The sequence below is a fragment of the Algoriphagus persicinus genome (genome assembly GCF_035156415.1).
GTDB classification, from domain to species: Bacteria; Bacteroidota; Bacteroidia; order Cytophagales; family Cyclobacteriaceae; genus Algoriphagus; species Algoriphagus persicinus.
In genome coordinates this window covers 44385-62205 of record NZ_JAYEEY010000004.1, presented here as the reverse complement: position 1 = coordinate 62205, position 17821 = coordinate 44385, and the positions used below count along the sequence as shown (strand labels likewise).

The 17821-nt window shown below is 41.0% G+C and carries 15 protein-coding genes; 9 read left to right on the top strand and 6 right to left on the bottom strand.

Annotated features, from left to right (window positions below; genetic code table 11):
* From sufD to U3A58_RS04515, 4 genes are all read right to left on the bottom strand, one after another.
* Window positions 1-1269, bottom strand: coding sequence for a Fe-S cluster assembly protein SufD (gene sufD, locus U3A58_RS04530; RefSeq protein ID WP_323822206.1), 1269 nt, complete (start codon window positions 1267-1269; stop codon window positions 1-3).
* Between the two features lie 22 nt (window positions 1270-1291).
* Window positions 1292-2056, bottom strand: coding sequence for a Fe-S cluster assembly ATPase SufC (gene sufC, locus U3A58_RS04525; protein WP_323822205.1), 765 nt, complete (start codon window positions 2054-2056; stop codon window positions 1292-1294).
* 41 nt (window positions 2057-2097) lie between these two features.
* Window positions 2098-3543 (bottom strand): Fe-S cluster assembly protein SufB, encoded by a 1446-nt coding sequence (gene sufB / locus U3A58_RS04520; RefSeq protein WP_323822204.1) that lies wholly within the window; start codon window positions 3541-3543, stop codon window positions 2098-2100.
* 231 nt (window positions 3544-3774) lie between these two features.
* Window positions 3775-4248 carry an Lrp/AsnC ligand binding domain-containing protein gene (locus U3A58_RS04515; protein ID WP_323822203.1) on the bottom strand — a complete coding sequence of 158 codons (474 nt, stop codon included), beginning with the start codon at window positions 4246-4248 and terminating at the stop codon, window positions 3775-3777.
* A gap of 352 nt (window positions 4249-4600) precedes the next feature.
* Between U3A58_RS04515 and U3A58_RS04510 the strand changes: the two genes are divergently transcribed.
* Window positions 4601-5152, top strand: coding sequence for a hypothetical protein (locus U3A58_RS04510; protein ID WP_323822202.1), 552 nt, complete (start codon window positions 4601-4603; stop codon window positions 5150-5152).
* Window positions 5153-5366: 214 nt separating this feature from the next.
* On the opposite strand, the gene U3A58_RS04505 is transcribed toward U3A58_RS04510, so the two are convergent.
* Together U3A58_RS04505 and U3A58_RS04500 are read right to left on the bottom strand one after the other, a co-directional pair.
* A complete protein-coding gene (locus U3A58_RS04505; RefSeq protein WP_323822201.1) occupies window positions 5367-6161 on the bottom strand; it encodes a thymidylate synthase in 795 nt (264 codons plus the stop codon).
* Between the two features lie 94 nt (window positions 6162-6255).
* Window positions 6256-7299 carry an endonuclease/exonuclease/phosphatase family protein gene (locus U3A58_RS04500; RefSeq protein ID WP_323822200.1) on the bottom strand — a complete coding sequence of 348 codons (1044 nt, stop codon included), beginning with the start codon at window positions 7297-7299 and terminating at the stop codon, window positions 6256-6258.
* 455 nt (window positions 7300-7754) lie between these two features.
* Here U3A58_RS04500 and U3A58_RS04495 point away from each other — a divergent pair, with 455 nt between their 5' ends.
* The 8 genes from U3A58_RS04495 to U3A58_RS04460 all read left to right on the top strand — a co-directional run bounded on the left by U3A58_RS04495 (window position 7755) and on the right by U3A58_RS04460 (window position 17818).
* Window positions 7755-8330 carry a DUF2911 domain-containing protein gene (locus tag U3A58_RS04495; protein WP_323822199.1) on the top strand — a complete coding sequence of 192 codons (576 nt, stop codon included), beginning with the start codon at window positions 7755-7757 and terminating at the stop codon, window positions 8328-8330.
* Window positions 8331-8464: 134 nt separating this feature from the next.
* On the top strand, window positions 8465-10888 hold the full coding sequence (locus tag U3A58_RS04490) for a penicillin acylase family protein (RefSeq protein ID WP_323822198.1): 2424 nt from the start codon (window positions 8465-8467) through the stop codon (window positions 10886-10888).
* Window positions 10885-11259 (top strand): hypothetical protein, encoded by a 375-nt coding sequence (locus U3A58_RS04485; RefSeq protein ID WP_323822197.1) that lies wholly within the window; start codon window positions 10885-10887, stop codon window positions 11257-11259. The genes U3A58_RS04490 and U3A58_RS04485 overlap by 4 nt, the downstream gene beginning before the upstream one ends.
* A gap of 191 nt (window positions 11260-11450) precedes the next feature.
* Window positions 11451-11888 carry an ArsR family transcriptional regulator gene (locus U3A58_RS04480; protein WP_323822196.1) on the top strand — a complete coding sequence of 146 codons (438 nt, stop codon included), beginning with the start codon at window positions 11451-11453 and terminating at the stop codon, window positions 11886-11888.
* A gap of 153 nt (window positions 11889-12041) precedes the next feature.
* Window positions 12042-14663: an SLBB domain-containing protein gene (locus U3A58_RS04475; protein ID WP_323822195.1), complete on the top strand. Its 2622-nt coding sequence runs from the start codon at window positions 12042-12044 to the stop codon at window positions 14661-14663.
* Between the two features lie 18 nt (window positions 14664-14681).
* Window positions 14682-16001: a UDP-glucose dehydrogenase family protein gene (locus U3A58_RS04470; RefSeq protein WP_323822194.1), complete on the top strand. Its 1320-nt coding sequence runs from the start codon at window positions 14682-14684 to the stop codon at window positions 15999-16001.
* A gap of 59 nt (window positions 16002-16060) precedes the next feature.
* Entirely contained in the window at window positions 16061-16675 is a 615-nt protein-coding gene (locus U3A58_RS04465; protein ID WP_323822193.1) for an acetyltransferase, read from the top strand.
* Between the two features lie 69 nt (window positions 16676-16744).
* Entirely contained in the window at window positions 16745-17818 is a 1074-nt protein-coding gene (locus U3A58_RS04460) for a GNVR domain-containing protein (protein WP_323822192.1), read from the top strand.
* Window positions 17819-17821: the final 3 nt, after the last annotated feature.

Below are 17821 nucleotides of genomic sequence, written 5' to 3'. Positions count from 1 at the left end.
TTAGAAATTACTTCCTAACCGTTCCTGAACGTGTGCGATACAATACGCTTTGAAACTTGCATCAGTGATGTGCTCTAAGACTTCACCGGCAAATGCATAGAGCAATAAGCCTTTGGCTTGATCTTTTGCAATACCTCTAGCCCGCAGATAGAACAAGGCTTCCTCATCCAGCTGACCTGTAGTACAACCGTGAGAACATTTTACATCATCTGCCCAGATTTCAAGTTGAGGTTTGGTGTTGACCACAGCATCTTCGGACAGTAGGATGTTATTGTTTTGTTGGAAGGCATTGGTTTTCTGTGCGTCCTGTCTTACGAAGATTTTCCCGTTGAAAACTCCTCTTGAGCTGTCCGTAAGAATTCCTTTATACAGCTCGTTTGATTCAGCGTGGGGCACGGTATGGTCCACATTCGTATGGTTATCCACGTGCGATTTACCATTAAGTAAATACAAACCATACATATTTCCTTCAGAATTACTTCCGCGGATATTAAGGCTCAAGTTGTTTCTGACCAATTCCCCAGACAAAGAAATATTCACTGAAGTGAATCTGCCGTCTTTCTGAATATCTGTTTCTATGGTACTGGCTTCGATGGCATTTTTGCCATCATTCTGAAGATTGTAGTAGCGAATTTGAGTATTGAATCCACCCTTTACTTCCACTACTTTATTAAGGAAATAAGTTGATTCGCTAAGGTTTACACTGTGATTGATAAAGGTCACTTCTGCAAAGTCTCCCACTTCAATCCATACTCTTGGTTGGATCACTTGTCCGGCAGCAGCCTTGAAGAAATTCAACAGAAGAATCGGTTTCTGGATTTGAGCCTTTTTAGGAACGGAAATAAAAATTCCTGCATCAAACGAACTCTGGTTCAATGCGCAGAAAGGATCTTTTTCAGGCTTTGCAATACTTCCAAGCGCCGTGTCAACTTTTTCTGAAAGAAGAGCAACTTCCACACCTTCAATAGTAGAAGAGAGTGCTGGCTGAAAATGTCCGTTGGCAAATACCAAAACGTCACCTGCGTAACCTTCAAATAAATTTGACTTTACCTGATCAGCTGTTACTTCGAAATCTCCTGCCGGTGCAAAGTTTTGGATGCTTTGCTCGATCTTCTTGGTGATTGTGGTGAATTTGTACTCTTCTGATTTATTGGTAGGGAATCCTTGGGCTTGGAAAGCTTCCTTTCCTGTAGTGCGGGCTTGGTCGAAACCTAGACCTGCATTACCCAACAAATCCACAAGTATATCTTGCTTGATAAGCGAACTCATGCGTGATGTTTTAGGATGAAAATCAAACGGTAGTGTTAGAATCAACTTCTTCTTTGATCCAGTCGTAACCTTTTTCTTCTAGCTCTAGTGCAAGCTCTTTCGTTCCTGACTTCACAATTTGTCCGTTATATAATACGTGTACGAAATCAGGAATAATGTAATCTAGCAATCTCTGGTAGTGAGTGACCACGATGGTTGCATTGTCTTTGGATTTCAACTGATTCACGCCGTTTGACACGATTCGAAGTGCATCAATATCCAACCCTGAATCCGTTTCATCCAATATAGCGAGGGTAGGAGCCAGCATCGCCATTTGGAAGATCTCGTTTCGTTTCTTTTCTCCGCCGGAGAAACCTTCGTTCAATGCTCTGCTCAAAAGCTTCTGATCCATCTCCACCAGTTTCATTTTCTCTTTCATCAAAGTCAAGAACTTCACCGCATCAAGAGGATCTTCACCCCGGTATTCTCTTACTTGATTCACAGCTGTTCTCAGAAAGTTAGTAGAGCTGACTCCTGGTATTTCCACAGGATATTGGAATGCAAGAAATAAACCCTCTCGTGCTCTATCTTCCGGTGATAGGTCAAGGAGGTCTTTCCCTTTAAAGGAAACTTCACCTGCAGTGACTTCATATTCTTCTCTTCCTGCCAAAACTGAGGCAAGGGTAGATTTACCTGAGCCATTTGGTCCCATGATCGCATGGACTTCTCCTGCTTTCACTTCTAGGTTGATGCCTCGTAGGATCGGAGTTCCTTCGATGGAGGCGTGCAAATTCTTTATATAAAGCATAATTCTTTCTAATCTTTCAATATTCTAATCTTTCAATTGGCTTATCCTACAGATCCTTCGAGGGTCAAGGCTAACAACTTCTGTGCTTCCACAGCAAATTCCATCGGCAATTGATTCAACACCTCTTTTGCGTACCCATTTACAATCAGTGCTACGGCATCTTCTGTCGCAATACCACGTTGGTTGCAATAGAATAGCTGGTCTTCACCGATCTTCGAAGTGGTAGCCTCATGCTCCACTTGGGCAGTAGGATTATTGATGTCGATGTATGGAAAAGTATGTGCTCCACAGCGATCCCCCATAAGTAGGGAATCACACTGGGAGAAATTACGTGCATTAGTAGCTCGCTTCATCACTTGTACTTGACCTCTGTAAGAGTTTTGTGACTTTCCTGCAGAAATACCTTTGGATACGATTCTTGACTTGGTGTTTTTGCCAATGTGAATCATTTTCGTTCCTGTATCTGCTTGCTGATAATTATTTGTTACTGCTACAGAATAGAACTCTCCGATGGAGTTGTCTCCTTTTAGAATACAAGAAGGATATTTCCATGTCACGGCGGATCCTGTTTCTACTTGAGTCCAAGAAATCTTGGAAAAGTCACCCGCGCAGATTCCACGCTTAGTCACGAAATTGTAAATCCCGCCTTTTCCGTTTTTATCTCCTGGGAACCAGTTTTGAACGGTAGAATACTTCACTTCTGCATGCGCACCTGCGTAGATTTCTACTACTGCCGCATGCAATTGATTTTCATCACGTTGCGGTGCAGTACATCCTTCTAGGTAAGAAACATAGGATGCATCTTCAGCTACGATCAATGTTCTTTCAAACTGACCTGTATTTGCAGCATTGATTCGGAAGTAAGTAGAAAGTTCCATTGGGCAACGAACGCCTTTTGGGATATAACAAAATGATCCGTCAGAAAATACAGCTGAGTTAAGCGCTGCATAGTAGTTGTCGGTCATGGGTACGACAGAACCCAGATATTTCTTTATCAACTCAGGATGTTCTTTGACAGCTTCGCTAAAAGAGCAGAATACAATTCCAAGTTTGGATAGTGTTCCCTTGAAAGTGGTAGCTACAGAAACCGAATCGAGGACCGCATCTACTGCAATTCCCTGTAGTCTCTTTTGCTCATTCAAATTAATCCCTAATCGCTTATAGATATCTAATAATTCAGGATCTACTTCATCCAAATTCTTAGGCTTGCTCGATTGCTTAGGTGCAGAATAATATTTTAAAGACTGCAAATCGATTTTTGGATAATGAACATTGGCCCATTTAGGCTCAGACATGGCTTGCCATGTCTTGAACGCTTTCAATCTCCAATCAAGAAGCCATTGAGGTTCCTCTTTCTTGGTAGATATCCATCGAATGGTATCTTCAGTTAGGCCTATGGGCGCCTCATCGGCTTCATAGTCCACTGACCATCCGTGTTCGTATTCTTTTGACGTTAGTTCTTCTAAAATTTGATTGTCTTTGCTCATTTGGGTGAGTTATTTAGACTAATTACATTTTACCTGCAAAGGTATAAGATATAATGAAAATATTGTGTTTGAGACCATTTGATAATTCTATGGGGCATTTAAAACTTCAATCAAAAACAGCTTTTTTATCTATTCTATACCGTCTTTACAAAAAAAAAGTATTGAAGGTTCAATACTTTTGATTTTTGTAGTCTAGAAAAAATTCTTTATTTAGATTTAATCTTAATTGGCTTATTTCTCTTTGTCGAAAAATTGTATGGGACGGTTTATTGATTCTTCCAATACGATTAATGTTTCCGTTCGGTCAATGCCCTCTACTTTCTGAATATTGTCCAAGACAAATCTCAAATGGTTAGTGTCTCTACAAATGATCTTAGCGAAAATTGAATAATTACCTGTTGTATAATAGGCACTGACCACTTCTGAAATTGTCTTCAGCTTTTCGATAACAGTATCGTAAAGAGAGCTTTTCTCTAGGTAAATCCCCAAAAACGCGGATATGTCATAGCCAAGTTTTGAAAAATCAATGTTGAGGGTGGCACTTTTGACTATACCCATATCCTCTAATTTCTTCATGCGTACATGAACGGTACCTGAAGAAACAAAGACTTTTTTGGCGATTTCGGTGTAGGGAGTCTTGGCATCTTCATTGAGAAGGGAGATGATCTTCAAGTCTACGTTATCGATATCTAAAATTTTGTCCATTTTTATCGAGTGATTTTGGATGATTGTTAATGAATCTGCCTGTAAATTAGAGATTGTTCAAAATATAGCAAAATTTTTTTTTCAATTTGTAATTAAAAGTAAAATCAACTTACTTTGGACTCGATATAAATGTTCAATTGAATATTTTGTTCACGGAGTAAAAAGTCAAATTAAAATTTGAAATCATTTGTATTTCCAGATTTTAGTTTAAATAGAACTGAAACTTTTAATCTCTAAAGTTATATTTGGGTTTATATTCTGAAAAGGGTCTTGCTTCTGGCGAGACTTTTTTGTTTTCTTCTTGGAATTTATAATGCAAAAAATTGTATTTGAAAATTTAAATACTGTATTTTTGCTTTCATACCTCGATCCTATCAAGATGTTCACACCGCGAGCTTTTACTTATTTGATTTTCCTCCTGTTTCTTTTCATGCCTCTTGCTGGTAAATCAGTCGTTGCTCAGGTGTCCGTTGGAAAAGCATTGGTAGAAGAGCATTTTGTGGAATACCATAACTTAAAAATAAGGAGTGTAGAAAATTTTTCTTTCTCTAGTAGTATTTCTAAACCTTCGGATTTGATTATTACCCCACTTTCTCCTGTTGAAGATAACTTGGCCAAACATCTCAATTCACATTGGATATGGTCAGAAAGCACGCTTGATATTATCGATAGCTATTCTCCATTTTTGTTTCGAACCAAAAAATCTTCTAAGATTAGCGAGGTCAAAGTACTACTTCAAGTGAATTCAATGGGTAGATTGAGTGGTTTTGAAGTGCTGAGCGAGGGTGACAAAGGCTTGCTAGAGCGGATTGATCATGTGCTAAGGAAGTTGCCTGATTGTAAACCAGTTCCTGGTTTTGATCGATATGGAATAGAAACTTTCGAGTTAATTATCAGAAAGTAGTACACCTGTTTTCTCTGCCTTTTCTAAAGGTCCCCTACAAAGCCTCCTTGAGTACTTCACTTTCCACAGTGGGTTCGTCGAAGGTCAGATTGCGCCGCAAGCCTTGGGCAAATGTTATTTCTTCATTCCTATTTGTGAAGTTCCACTGAAAAAGCCCTGAATCGGTTCGACTCTGGGATTTTTCATGTGCTATGGAAACTTAGCATGTCATTCGTCAAACTGCCACTGCTGCCTTGATATGGGGGTGAGGATCGTAATTGATCAATTCGAAGTCCTCGTAAGTGAATTCAAAAATATCGGTCACTTGAGGATTGATTTTCATGGTTGGTAATTCTTTGAGTTCACGGCTCAGTTGCAGCTCGGCTTGCTCCAAGTGATTAGCATACAAATGAGCATCTCCCAAGGTGTGAATGAAGTTGCCTGCCTCCAATCCGCAGACTTGAGCTACCATCATAGTGAACAATGCGTAGGATGCGATATTAAAAGGAACGCCAAGAAAAACATCGGCGCTTCGCTGGTAGAGCTGGCAGCTTAATTTACCATCGGCTACATAGAATTGGAAGATGGTGTGACATGGAGGCAAAGCCATATTGTCCACATCGGCTACGTTCCAGGCACTTACGATATGTCGGCGACTGTCTGGTTTGGTTTTGATCTGGTGAATAAGCTTCTTGATCTGGTCGATTTCCCCACCTTTGCCATCAGGCCAATGTCTCCACTGATAGCCATAGACTGGCCCCAAATCTCCATTCTCATCAGCCCATTCATTCCAGATAGATACTTTGTTATCCTTGAGATAGTTGATGTTGGAATCGCCTTTTAGAAACCACAAAAGTTCAATTATGATCGATCGAAGGTGTAGTTTTTTGGTTGTCACGACAGGAAACCCTTTCGATAAATCAAAACGCATTTGATGGCCGAAAATACTTCGGGTTCCTGTGCCTGTTCTATCTCCTTTTACCGCTCCTTCATTCAGGATTTTCTGCATCAAATCGTGGTATTGCTTCATCTTTTCTGTTTGATTTTCAAGTTTCGGCAAGTTAATCAGTTCAGAGAATAAATGGAATTGATTTTACCTAAAGCAATTCCATTTAAGTGAAAAGTTACTCGCCAAATCCCTCCCAGGTAAATGTAGCTGAGACGGGATAATGATCCGAATAATCTACCTCTCTGTGAGTTTTGAACTGGACTGCCCTGAGCTTTTCACTGGAAAAAATATGATCAATCCTAAGGAAGAAAAGAATACGGTTGTAAGTGAAACCAAAGCCTCTGCCGGCCGTTTCAAAGGCATTTTCATGATTTTCCCCTAATTTAAAATAGGTGTAGGAATAAGGGATTTCATTCAAGTCGCCCAATAAGATCAATGGATGAGGGCTATTATTCATGTGTTCCAGGAGCACTTTGAGTTGCTTGCTGCGCGCCAGGCTTCCACGTTGTAGCTTTCCTAAGGTTTGCCTATAATTTTCTTTGACACCTTCCAGATTTTCCAGCCCATCAGAGTCAATCCTCATGGATTCCAAGTGGGCATTATAAATACGAATCGTATCATTTTTTACCACAATATCTGCGAAAATAGCGCCGTTAGTTCCCTGTGCGTCAAATACCTTCCCGTCATTGATGATGAGGTATTTGGAGAAAATAGCTAGTCCATTTGATCTTTTGCTAGGATTTCCGTCTGTGATATGATAGGAGACTTTGTAATTCGAATTTTGTCCGAGAATTTTTACAGCATCCCGTGAGGGGGTCGTGTTGTCTTGGTAAAATTCCTGAAATACTTTCACATCAGCTGGCTGATTCTGTAGCCAGGAGAGCACATTTGATTCTGGAGTCCCCTTGCTTTTAGGGTTATAATAAAACATGTGGGCATTATATGTGAGCACTTTGAGACCTTCAGCAGTTTCATTTTTAGGGTGAATCTGAAAGGTGGCCAAGAAAAACTTATAGCCTAGCAGTAGAGCGATCAGAGGCAAAAGGGATAGTTTTCTCCATGATAATATAAGTATCACCAGCAGGAGTAGATTCAGGAGTAAAATCACAGGGATGAAAAATGGCAACAAACCCACATATTGAAAATACTCTGGAGAGATATATACGCTGGCAAACAATACTATTGTGACGGTAAAAATGAACCAAGTAATGACTTTCATGAATTGAAATTAATCTGGCAATAAAGTAAGCAATAAATCATGATTCTAGTGAAGCATTTGGTCTTTTAACCTTCACGGCAATCTTCGATCCAATTAGAAATTGATTTCCAAAAATCATTGTACTAATTTGAAATGCTGGAATGTTTGATATTCATGCAAATGATTGTGAGGCAAATGGTGAAAGAGAGGCTTGAATTTTGCTGATTTACCAAATATTAGTTATTTCGATAGAAAATTAGCCACTATGAAATCGAGCAAGTCATAACCGAAACACTGAAGGATGATTACTAATCATGCGAGACAGGCTATTCGACCAATTAAAAAACAAATTATACACACATGAAATCGAGCATGACGCAAGCGACACACAGAGGGATGATTATAGCTTGCGAGATTCCATCCCGTTTCCTTCGTCACGGGACAGGTTATGACCTTAAATAAAAAATTATAAACACATGAAAACGTACCATACTATTTTAGCAACAGCCCTGACTGCTGTGGTTTTTGCTTCCTGCGGTGATTCAAAGACTTCTGAATCCTCAGAGTCTGAGGTAGCTGCTGAGACCATGGAGGCTGCTCAGGAAGCAGAATCCAGACCTAGTCCCTTGATGTTAAAGGACGGCCAGATTTCGGGTAAGACAATTAAAGTACAATATGGTTCGCCTGCAGTCAAAGGCCGGGAATTATGGGGTGACTTAGTTCCCTATAATGTGGTGTGGAGAACTGGGGCAAATGAAGCTACTTATATAGAACTATCCGAAGAAATGACCGTGGAAGGCACAAAACTAGCTGCCGGTAAGTATTCTTTGTTTACTATTCCAAAAGAATCCGGATCGTGGACCGTGATTTTCAATTCGGAATGGGATTTAGAGCACGGGCATTTTCAATACGATGAAAAAAATGATGTCCTGAGGGTGGAAGTGGATCCAGTTTGGGAGACAAGCAACCAAGAGGCACTTTCAATCGAAATAGAAAATCCCGGGCTAGTCATACACTGGGAAAAACTCAAGCTTCCTATCAGCATCAAGTAGAAATACCTCTTCCATTTCAAGCCCTCAAGACATAATTGAGGGTTTTTTTTCGCCTAGATTTCAAAAGCATCAGTTCATTTGCCTAATAATTATCAGATTGGGCTAAATTCGTCACGATACCTAAAATTGATGCAATGAAGTATGTAGGATTTTTAATTGTTTTAGCCCTGACTATCGCGCTTGCGGTGGCAGTTTCCACGCCTTTTGGAGCTGTACCACCCTTGGCTCCTTTGTTGGATCCTTTTCATGGGTTTTGGCAAAACAGCATCTCGGAGGATGAGTTGGCTGAGGAAGAGCTGGAGCTCAATAAGCTGGGCAGTGAGGTAAAGGTTATTTATGATGAAAATCTTATCCCCCACATTTTTGCAAGTACTGAGGCGGACTTATACAGAGCACAGGGATACATTACGGCGAAGCATAGACTTTGGCAAATGGAATTCCAGACGATAGCGGCAGCTGGTAGAATCTCCGAAATTGTTGGCCCAATAGCTGTCGATTTAGACAGAATGACCCGTAGAAAAGGCTTGGCTTATGGAGCTGAAAAGGGAATGGAATTTATCCAAGAGAATGATCCGGATTCATTTCAGTTGCTAGAAGCCTATGCGGATGGAGTGAATCAATACATTGACCAGCTCACTGATGCCCGCTTACCAGTAGAATATAAGATCCTAAACTATAGACCAGAGCATTGGTCGGCTTTCAAATCCATCCTCTTGCTAAAATACATGACCGATATGCTGGTAGGAGATCGGGATTTGGAATATTCGAATTTGCGGAAAATAATAGGGGAAACCATGCTAAATAAACTCTACCCGGAATACCCTAAGGGAGTAGAGCCAATCATTGAACCAGGCCATAAATGGGGCTTCGTGCCACTTTCAGTATCCCGCCCTGATAGCATCAATTATCCTAATGATCAATTGGTAATAGATCCCTTGCCCCAACCCGAAGAGGGGACGGGCTCAAATAACTGGGCAGTATCTGGCTCAAAGACAAAAAATGGCAATCCGATTTTGGCCAATGATCCCCATTTGAGTTTAAATCTCCCTTCTCTTTGGTATGCCATGCAATTGACCACACCTGAGCATTCTGTCAAAGGAGCCACCCTACCTGGCGCATTGGGGGTGATCTCCGGATTTAATAAAAATATAGCTTGGGGCGTCACCAATGCTACCAGAGATACTAGGGATTGGTACAAAATCACATTTCAGGATAAATCCAGAAAAGCCTATCGCTATGGAGACAAATGGAAGCAGACCACCTTTCGCGTAGAAGAAATCAAAGTGAAAGGTGAAGAGGTGTTTCTGGATACCGTGGTCTATACGCATTATGGGCCTGTGGTTTATGACAAGACCTTTAATTCAAAACGTCAGGACATCAATTTTGCATTGAAATGGAACGTCCATGAAGGATCTAATGAACAGAAAACCTTCATTTTGCTGAATACTGCTAAAAACTACGAGGACTATACTAGCGCGTTGGACAATTACACTGCTCCGGCACAGAACTTTGTCTTTGCCTCTAAGAGCGGAGATATAGCCATGCGAATTCAGGGTAAATTCCCCCTGAAATGGAAAGGTCAAGGCAAGTTTTTTATGGATGGGGCAGATCCCAGAATGGAATGGCAGGGATATATACCGAATGAGCAAAATGCCAGTACGCTGAACCCATCACGTGGCTTTGTCAGCTCAGCTAATCAGCATCCTACAGACTCGACCTATCCTTATTATGTCTTCGACAATAGCTATGAGTTCTATAGAAATCGCAGACTGAACAGCAGGTTGAGCAAAATGAGTAATATCACAATTGAGGATATGCAACTGCTGCAATTTGACGATTACTATTTGCATGCCGCGGAAGCTTTACCAATGATGTTGGAACTGCTCGGAAGTGGAGCTGACAATGATGCCGCTGCAAAAAAATATATTTCATTAATGAAAGAATGGGATTACTACGCAGACCCAAATCAGAAGGGGCCTACCATATTTTACATCTGGTGGAGAAAAACCTACCGCCAGATCTGGAAGGACTTGTCAGACAATTCAGCGCCAATTGTACTTCCTAGTTACTATCAGACTGTGCTTTTCATGAAGAATGAACCCAAAGGAGCCGTGTTTGATCTGAAAAATACCACAGAAATGGAAACTGCCGCCACGCATGTAATGCAAGGTTTTACAGATATGCTTGCAGAGATGAAGAAATGGGAGGAAGATGAAGGCGATTTTACTTGGGCTAATTATAAAAAGACTACCATTAGGCACCTTGTTCCCCAATTTAAGTCATTTTCTGCGGAGAATGTGTACACTGGTGGAGGTGCAGGGATTGTGAATGCTACCAGTGGTACGCACGGGGCAAGTTGGAGAATGGTCGTGGAATTGGGTCCGGAAGTCAAAGCTTTTGGCATTTACCCTGGAGGGCAATCGGGAAATCCGGGTAGTAAGTACTACAGTAACTTCATCGCGAAGTGGGCAAATGGGGAATATCTTAATTTCGACCTGAGAACAAAGGATCAACTTACTGGTGTATTATTTCAAACAATTTTAAACACGAAGCAATGAAGTTTATTTTCTTTACTATTCTCACAGCTTTGATTGTTGCCGTTTTTAATCCCTTCCTGCCTTATTGGGGAGTGATGATACTCATTGCGCTTCTTGCTGCAATTCTCCGACAGAGAGGAGCTGGCGCATTTTTCGCGGGCGGTGTAGGGATGAGCCTGGCATGGTTGGGTCAAAGTATCTACATCAGCACTGTTTCGGGAAGCTCTTTGACTTATCAGATGGGTGAATTGATGGGGTTCGAAAATGAGATTGTCTTGTTTGCAATCACTGGAATTGTTGGTTTTTTGCTGGGGGCTTTCAGCGCTTTATGTGGGAGTTTATTTAGAAAGCTCTTAAAAAGAAAGCCGGATAATATCTACCGGAGTTATTGAAATAATAGGGGAATAGTTGCAAACCTCTAATCTTCATCAAAAACACATAATTTATTTTTCCAATTCAATGCAATGAGTACCTTTGTTACTCACTATTTTGGTGAATTTTTATGCTTGAATCCTTAATTACCTCAAAGACAAGGTTGAGATTACTTGTTAAGTTTTTTGTTAACTCCAAAACGCAGAGCCATTTGAGAGGATTGGCAGATGAGTTTGGGGAATCTACAAATGCCATCCGTAAGGAATTGAACAATTTAACGCAGGCAGGTTTTTTGGTGAAAGAATCGGATAAAAATAAAATTGCCTACAAGGCAAATGTGAAGCATCCATTTTTTTCTAACATACAAGAAATCATCCGAAAATACCTGGGATTGGATCAGTTACTTGAGCAGATACTTGAGCGGATGGGGGAGGTAAGTCAAGTGATTCTTGTTGGCGATCTTTCTAAGGGTATCGATTCGGGTAAGATCGACGTAGTGGTAACCGGTGACAACTTGAATGAGAACTATATATTAAATCTATCGATTAGGATAGAAGAGCTGATAGATCGGAAAGTGGTATTGACATTGCTGCCTGAGAGGATGGTCTCCACAGGGCTGGTTTTGTATGATAAGGAAGTGGGAGCTTAGGTAGCTCGGCTTAAGGACGTAGGGAAATTGGTGATAGGCACTCTTGTGACTGAAAGGGCGAAGCTTTGAATAATAGTTTGAGAATCGATTAAAAATCAGAAATTAGCAGATGGATTACTAGTTGAAATTGAATTGGACACGAAAATTATTGATTTGAAAAAATACACTTGCTTGCTTGATTCTAAAAACTACCTGTTACTGGTGATATTTTTATTGCTGGCCTTTGCTGTGCAAAGTCAGAGTCTTTCAGATATACAAAACCTTAAAGTGGATAATTTGTCCGATGCTCAAATAGAACAATTGATCAAGCGGGCAGAATCAAGTGGCCTTACCACCAATCAGTTGACAGCTTTGGCAAGAGAGCGAGGTATGCCGGCATTGGAAGCGGCCAAATTGAGCAAGCGTATCAGTGAGCTTCAGATGTCCGTCATGTCACCAAGCGAAGGTCTAAATGGAGCCAATTCCAGATCTGTCAATGGATTTCAAGAACCTGATATGTTTGACTCCATTCGCAGGTCTGACCCCTACTATGACTTGACTGTAAAGCAGAAGAAGATTTTCGGATACAAACTGTTTCATAATCGGGAGCTGAACTTTAGCCCGAGCTTAAGCATCCCCACGCCACAGTCCTATGTGATAGGTTCAGGAGATCAATTGCTACTGGATGTATACGGGGCGTCACAGCAATCCTATGATTTGAGTGTTACTCCGGAAGGAAGAGTTTTTATACCCAATGTAGGCCCGGTACAAGTAGCAGGATCCAGTATTGAAGCAGCCACCGTGAGAATCAAAACATCCCTCGGTAGAATATACTCTGGATTGAATGGTGCTAACGCTAATACTTTTATTCAATTAAGGCTGGGAAATATTCGCTCGATCAAAGTTTCAATGGTAGGAGAGTTGACCAAACCTGGTACCTACACCTTGCCATCTTTTGCGACAGTTTTTAATGGACTATATGCAGCTGGAGGGCCCAATGAAAATGGTGCTTTTAGAAAGATTCAAGTGTATAGGGACAGTAGACTAGTGGCGACGGTGGATATTTATGAATTTCTCTCCAAAGGGGATCAAAATTCAAATATCACCCTTCAAGACAATGATGTAGTGATAGTCCCTCCGGTAGAAACCCGCATTGAAATCATAGGCCCAGTACGAAGGGAAGGTCTTTTTGAAGTGAAGCCTAGCGAGTCCCTGGCAGACTTATTTATCTATACGGGTGGATTCACTAGTGTGGCCTACCGCGATAGAGTCACTGTGCGTCGAATAGAAAACAATCAGCGTAAGGTAGTGGATGTTCCTTCCGGGGAGTTTGATTCTTTTTCACTAAAGGACGGAGATGAAATATTAATTGGAGAGGCATTAGAGAGGTTTTCTAATCGAGTTCAAGTAACTGGATCTGTCACACGTCCCGGTGAATATTCATTGGATGAAAGTGGATTGACTGTCAAAGGACTCATTGAAAAGGCTCAGGGGCTAAAACCGGAAGCATTTTCTACCAGAGCTACTTTGTACAGAACTAGTGCTGATTTGACTTTGGCAGCAGAGCCGCTTGATCTGAAAGGTATATTGAATGGAACTGCTCAGGATGTGCCTTTGAAGAATGAGGATCTTTTGTTTGTGCCTAGTAGATATGATATTCAAGAAGAGTACTATGTGAAAATATCCGGGGAGATTAATTATCCGGGCACCTACCCTTTCGCATCTGATATGACCGTAGGAGATCTTATTTTAAGGTCAGGGGGAATGTTAGAATCGGCTACAAATTCTTCCATAGAAATAGCTCGACGAGTTAGGGATGCTTCTTCAAGTAAAATTGCGGAGATCAAGACCATAGCCATTGACCCAAACTTAGAATTGACAGCCGAAGAGAGAAATCAACCTCTCCAGCCTTTCGACCATGTTTTTATCAGAAGAAGTCCGGGATTTGAAAGGGAGCAATTGATAAGTATCCAAGGTGAAGTAATTTATCCAGGAGATTTTGCGATAGCAGCTGTAAACGAACGAATCTCGGATGTAATCAAACGTGCTGGCGGAATTACTCAATACGCCTATCCCAAAGGGGCAAGTTTGATCAGGAGAACTGTCTATTACAAAGGTCCAACGGAAGAAGAGATACGCCAAAAAACACTTAAAGAAATCCGATCAAGTTTGGATCCTGAAACAACAAGGAATACGAACGAAGCAGAAGAACTTTTGTATGAAAGGATAGACAAAAAGCTAGCTCAAAATGAACTTGAGAAGTATAAAAGAGAGCAAGCTGAGCAAAAGCGAAAACTTTTTGAAATCAGTCCTGTCTATGATACGCTAAGACAAGACTCTGCAATCACTTCTATGCGGTTGAAGGAACAGGATTTTGTAGGGATAGATTTGGGGTATATTTTGGATCATCCCGGATCAGATGAGGACTTGATCCTCCTGGAAGGAGATATACTTCAAATCCCCAAAGAACTGCAAACTGTACGAATGGTAGGGGAGGTCTTATTGCCTACGACCACCAGATTTAGCAGGAATAATAGCCTTAGAAATTATATATCAAAAGCCGGGGGTTTTACCGAGGAAGCTAGACGAGGAAAGACCTATGTAGTCTATGCAAATGGAGATGCCAAGAGAACCTATAGTTTCATAGGATTAAAGTTTTATCCTGAAATAGAGCCGGGAGCAGAAATCGTGGTGCCCAAAAAACCACAACGAACAAGGCTTAGTGCAGCAGGATGGATAGGACTAGCATCAAGTTTAGCGACTTTAGGTATTCTAGTTGATAGATTGTTACCATAATTTTATCACCAATATTTCATGAAAATCACAGTAGTAGGCACCGGCTATGTAGGCTTGGTATCAGGAGCATGTTTTGCAGATGTAGGAATAGAAGTCACCTGTGTTGACATCGATCAAAATAAAATAAATAAGCTTAAAAATGGCATCATGCCAATTTACGAGCCTGGGCTGGAGGAGCTCGTAATTCGGAATTATAAGAGCGGAAGGCTTAAGTTCAGTACCGATTTGGGTGAAGCCATTCAAGGCGCATCAGTTGCTTTTATAGCGGTGGGTACGCCTCCTGGTGAAGATGGATCTGCGGATCTAAAGTATGTCCTTGCCGTGGCAGATGAGATCGGCACTAAAATGACCGATTATATAGTAGTTGCGACCAAAAGCACAGTTCCTGTGACTACTGGCGAGAAAGTTCGTGCCTCAATCAAAAATGCGTTGAACAAAAGAGGTTCTGATCTACCGTATGCAGTAGCTTCAAATCCTGAATTCTTGAAAGAAGGCGCGGCAGTCGAAGACTTTTTGAAGCCGGATAGAATTGTGATTGGTGTAGATGATGCCCGTGCAGAGGAGATTATGAAGCGTCTGTATAAGCCCTTCCAGCTTAGCGGCGAGCGTATCATCTACATGGATATTCCATCCGCGGAGATGACCAAATATGCTGCGAATGCCATGCTGGCTACCAAGATTTCATTTATGAATGATGTAGCAAACCTATGTGAGCTGGTAGGAGCTGATGCGAATATGGTGAGAAAAGGAATTGGGTCCGATCCGAGAATCGGGAATAAGTTTATCTATCCAGGTGTAGGCTACGGTGGATCTTGCTTTCCTAAAGATGTAAAAGCGATCATCAAAACAGCAAAGCAGTATGGCTATGACCTGAGAGTACTACAGGCCGTGGAAGATGTAAATGACGATCAGAAGCATATTCTTGCCAATAAAGTAAAAGCTCGCTTTGGAGAAGATTTGACAGGTATGACCTTTGCAATGTGGGGTTTGAGTTTCAAGCCAAATACCGATGACATGCGTGAGGCACCAGCAGGAGTGATTATTGATGAGTTGAGAGCAGCGGGAGCTGCAGTGAAAGCCTACGATCCTGTGGCAATGGATGAAGCTAGAGAACATTACATTTTCGATAAGGTGACTTATTGCAAGGATGCCTACGAAGCCTTGGTGGATTGTGATGCCTTACTTTTGGTCACAGAATGGTCTGAGTTTCGAATACCCAGCTGGGATGTAGTAGGTAAACTTTTGAAAAACAAAGTAATATTCGATGGTAGAAATATATATGATAAAAAGTACCTGAAAACTTTGGGTTTTGAAGCTCAGGGGATCGGATCTAAGTAATAATAATTGCCTTTGGGTTTTGCTCAAGGGCAATACTATGTTTTGACGAATAGAAATCAATGATCGTAGCGGGTGCCGGTGGACATGGATTAGAAGTAGCTTTTCTCCTCCAAGAATTGGGCTTTACTTCCTCTGAAATATATTATTTTGATGAAGATGTATCCAAAGCAGAATATTCATCAGAAAAAGATTCTTTGATTTTGGAAGGGGATGCGTTGAACAGCAAATTGAAGCAAGATCCGAGATTTGTGCTTGGTGTAGGGAATCCTAGCTTTAGAGAAAAGTTGTTTCACTTCCTCACCAAGCTGGGAGGAACCCTGTATGGCATGAGTTGCGTTGCTAAACCAGCATCCGGTAATTCAACTATTGTTTTTGATGCAATGCCTTACAGCTTCATTGGCCCGGATACTAAAATTGGTTTGGGCGTTTTAGTCAATACCAGAGCTCATGTACATCATGAATGCGTTATTGGAGATTTTAGTGAAATCGGCCCCGGAGCGATGCTTTTGGGAGGGTGTAAAATCGGTAAGAAATGTAGAATCGGAGCCGGAGCTGTAGTATTACCGGGAGTAGAATTAGGTAATGAGGTGATTGTAGGAGCTGGAGCAGTGGTGACTAGATCAGTTTTACACCAAAGTGTGTTAGTTGGAATACCAGCACAGCCAGTCACATGATTTTCAGTAGATTTATTTTTTATTTCCATTCTATACAAGTTACTCATGCCCTCAAATGATCAGTCACAAATGGAACTAAACTATCTGGAGTTGATCCGGAAAATATTCTCTTATAAAAGAAGATTGCTTGCATTTACTTTGGCAGGACTTCTATTGGGAATCCTCATTGCTTTTACCAGTCCCAAAGAATATACTTCTTCTTCTTTAGTAATCCTGGAAGAGTCTGAAAGTACAGGGCAGTTTGGGCAAATGGGAGCTTTGGCAGGTTTGGCAGGAATCTCTATTCCTCAAATGCAAGGGGATCAGACTAGATTAAGTGCTGAATTGTTTCCAGACGTGATCCATAGCAGGGATTTTTTGCTGGATATCATGAAGGAAGGATTCTATTTTCAATCCAAAAATATGGAGATGACTTTGGAGGAATATTATGCGGAGGAGAGGCCCGGTAATATTGTAAAGAAAACTATTGACTTTATTTTTAGTATTCCAGCCCGTGTAATTGGTGTTTTTTCATCCAATGATCTAAACTCAACCCTAGCTGAAACTAGCGATTCAGAATCAGTAGAACTCGGGTATGTGGCGGTGACCTCACAGGAAAATTATGTTTTGAGGCAGCTCAAAGAGCGGATAACCATTGACGATCAAATGAAATTGATTGAACTCAATGTCTCTATGCCTGAACCTAAAATCTCCGCCCAAGTAAATGCTTTGGTATTGGCAAGACTGATCGATTACGTGACAAATTATAAGACTGTAAAACAGAAAATAAACCTTGAGTTTGTGGAAGAGAGAGTTGAGGAAGCTCAAGTTAAGTTTCAGGAATCTCAGTTAAAGCTTGCTTCTTTTAGAGATTCCAACCAAGGTATTATTTCGAGACGGGCGATGACCAAAGAAGAACAATTGCAGTTTGAGTTTAATATCTCTTTTAATATTTACAATACATTGAAGCAGGAACTTGAGCAAGCGACTATTCAACTCAAAAGAGAAACTCCTGTATTTACGGTCATGGAGAAAGCAAGTATTCCACTAGGACCAAGTAAACCCAACAAGCCTTTGATTATTATTTTCAGTATGTTTCTTGGGATTTTTATAGGTGTATTGTTTGCTATCTATCAGATCCTTCTTTCTCAAATAAGTAAGTAATCC

What these genes read in the sequence shown, in the direction of transcription:
- sufD (WP_323822206.1), bottom strand. Translation starts at nt 1,269, where the DNA reads ATGAGTTCGCTTATCAAGCAAGATATACTTGTGGATTTGTTGGGTAAT.
- sufC (WP_323822205.1), bottom strand. Translation starts at nt 2,056, where the DNA reads ATGCTTTATATAAAGAATTTGCACGCCTCCATCGAAGGAACTCCGATC.
- sufB (WP_323822204.1), bottom strand. Translation starts at nt 3,543, where the DNA reads ATGAGCAAAGACAATCAAATTTTAGAAGAACTAACGTCAAAAGAATAC.
- U3A58_RS04515 (WP_323822203.1), bottom strand. Translation starts at nt 4,248, where the DNA reads ATGGACAAAATTTTAGATATCGATAACGTAGACTTGAAGATCATCTCC.
- U3A58_RS04505 (WP_323822201.1), bottom strand. Translation starts at nt 6,161, where the DNA reads ATGAAGCAATACCACGATTTGATGCAGAAAATCCTGAATGAAGGAGCG.
- U3A58_RS04500 (WP_323822200.1), bottom strand. Translation starts at nt 7,299, where the DNA reads ATGAAAGTCATTACTTGGTTCATTTTTACCGTCACAATAGTATTGTTT.
- U3A58_RS04495 (WP_323822199.1), top strand. Translation starts at nt 7,755, where the DNA reads ATGAAAACGTACCATACTATTTTAGCAACAGCCCTGACTGCTGTGGTT.
- U3A58_RS04490 (WP_323822198.1), top strand. Translation starts at nt 8,465, where the DNA reads ATGAAGTATGTAGGATTTTTAATTGTTTTAGCCCTGACTATCGCGCTT.
- U3A58_RS04485 (WP_323822197.1), top strand. Translation starts at nt 10,885, where the DNA reads ATGAAGTTTATTTTCTTTACTATTCTCACAGCTTTGATTGTTGCCGTT.
- U3A58_RS04470 (WP_323822194.1), top strand. Translation starts at nt 14,682, where the DNA reads ATGAAAATCACAGTAGTAGGCACCGGCTATGTAGGCTTGGTATCAGGA.
- U3A58_RS04465 (WP_323822193.1), top strand. Translation starts at nt 16,061, where the DNA reads ATGATCGTAGCGGGTGCCGGTGGACATGGATTAGAAGTAGCTTTTCTC.
- U3A58_RS04460 (WP_323822192.1), top strand. Translation starts at nt 16,745, where the DNA reads ATGGAACTAAACTATCTGGAGTTGATCCGGAAAATATTCTCTTATAAA.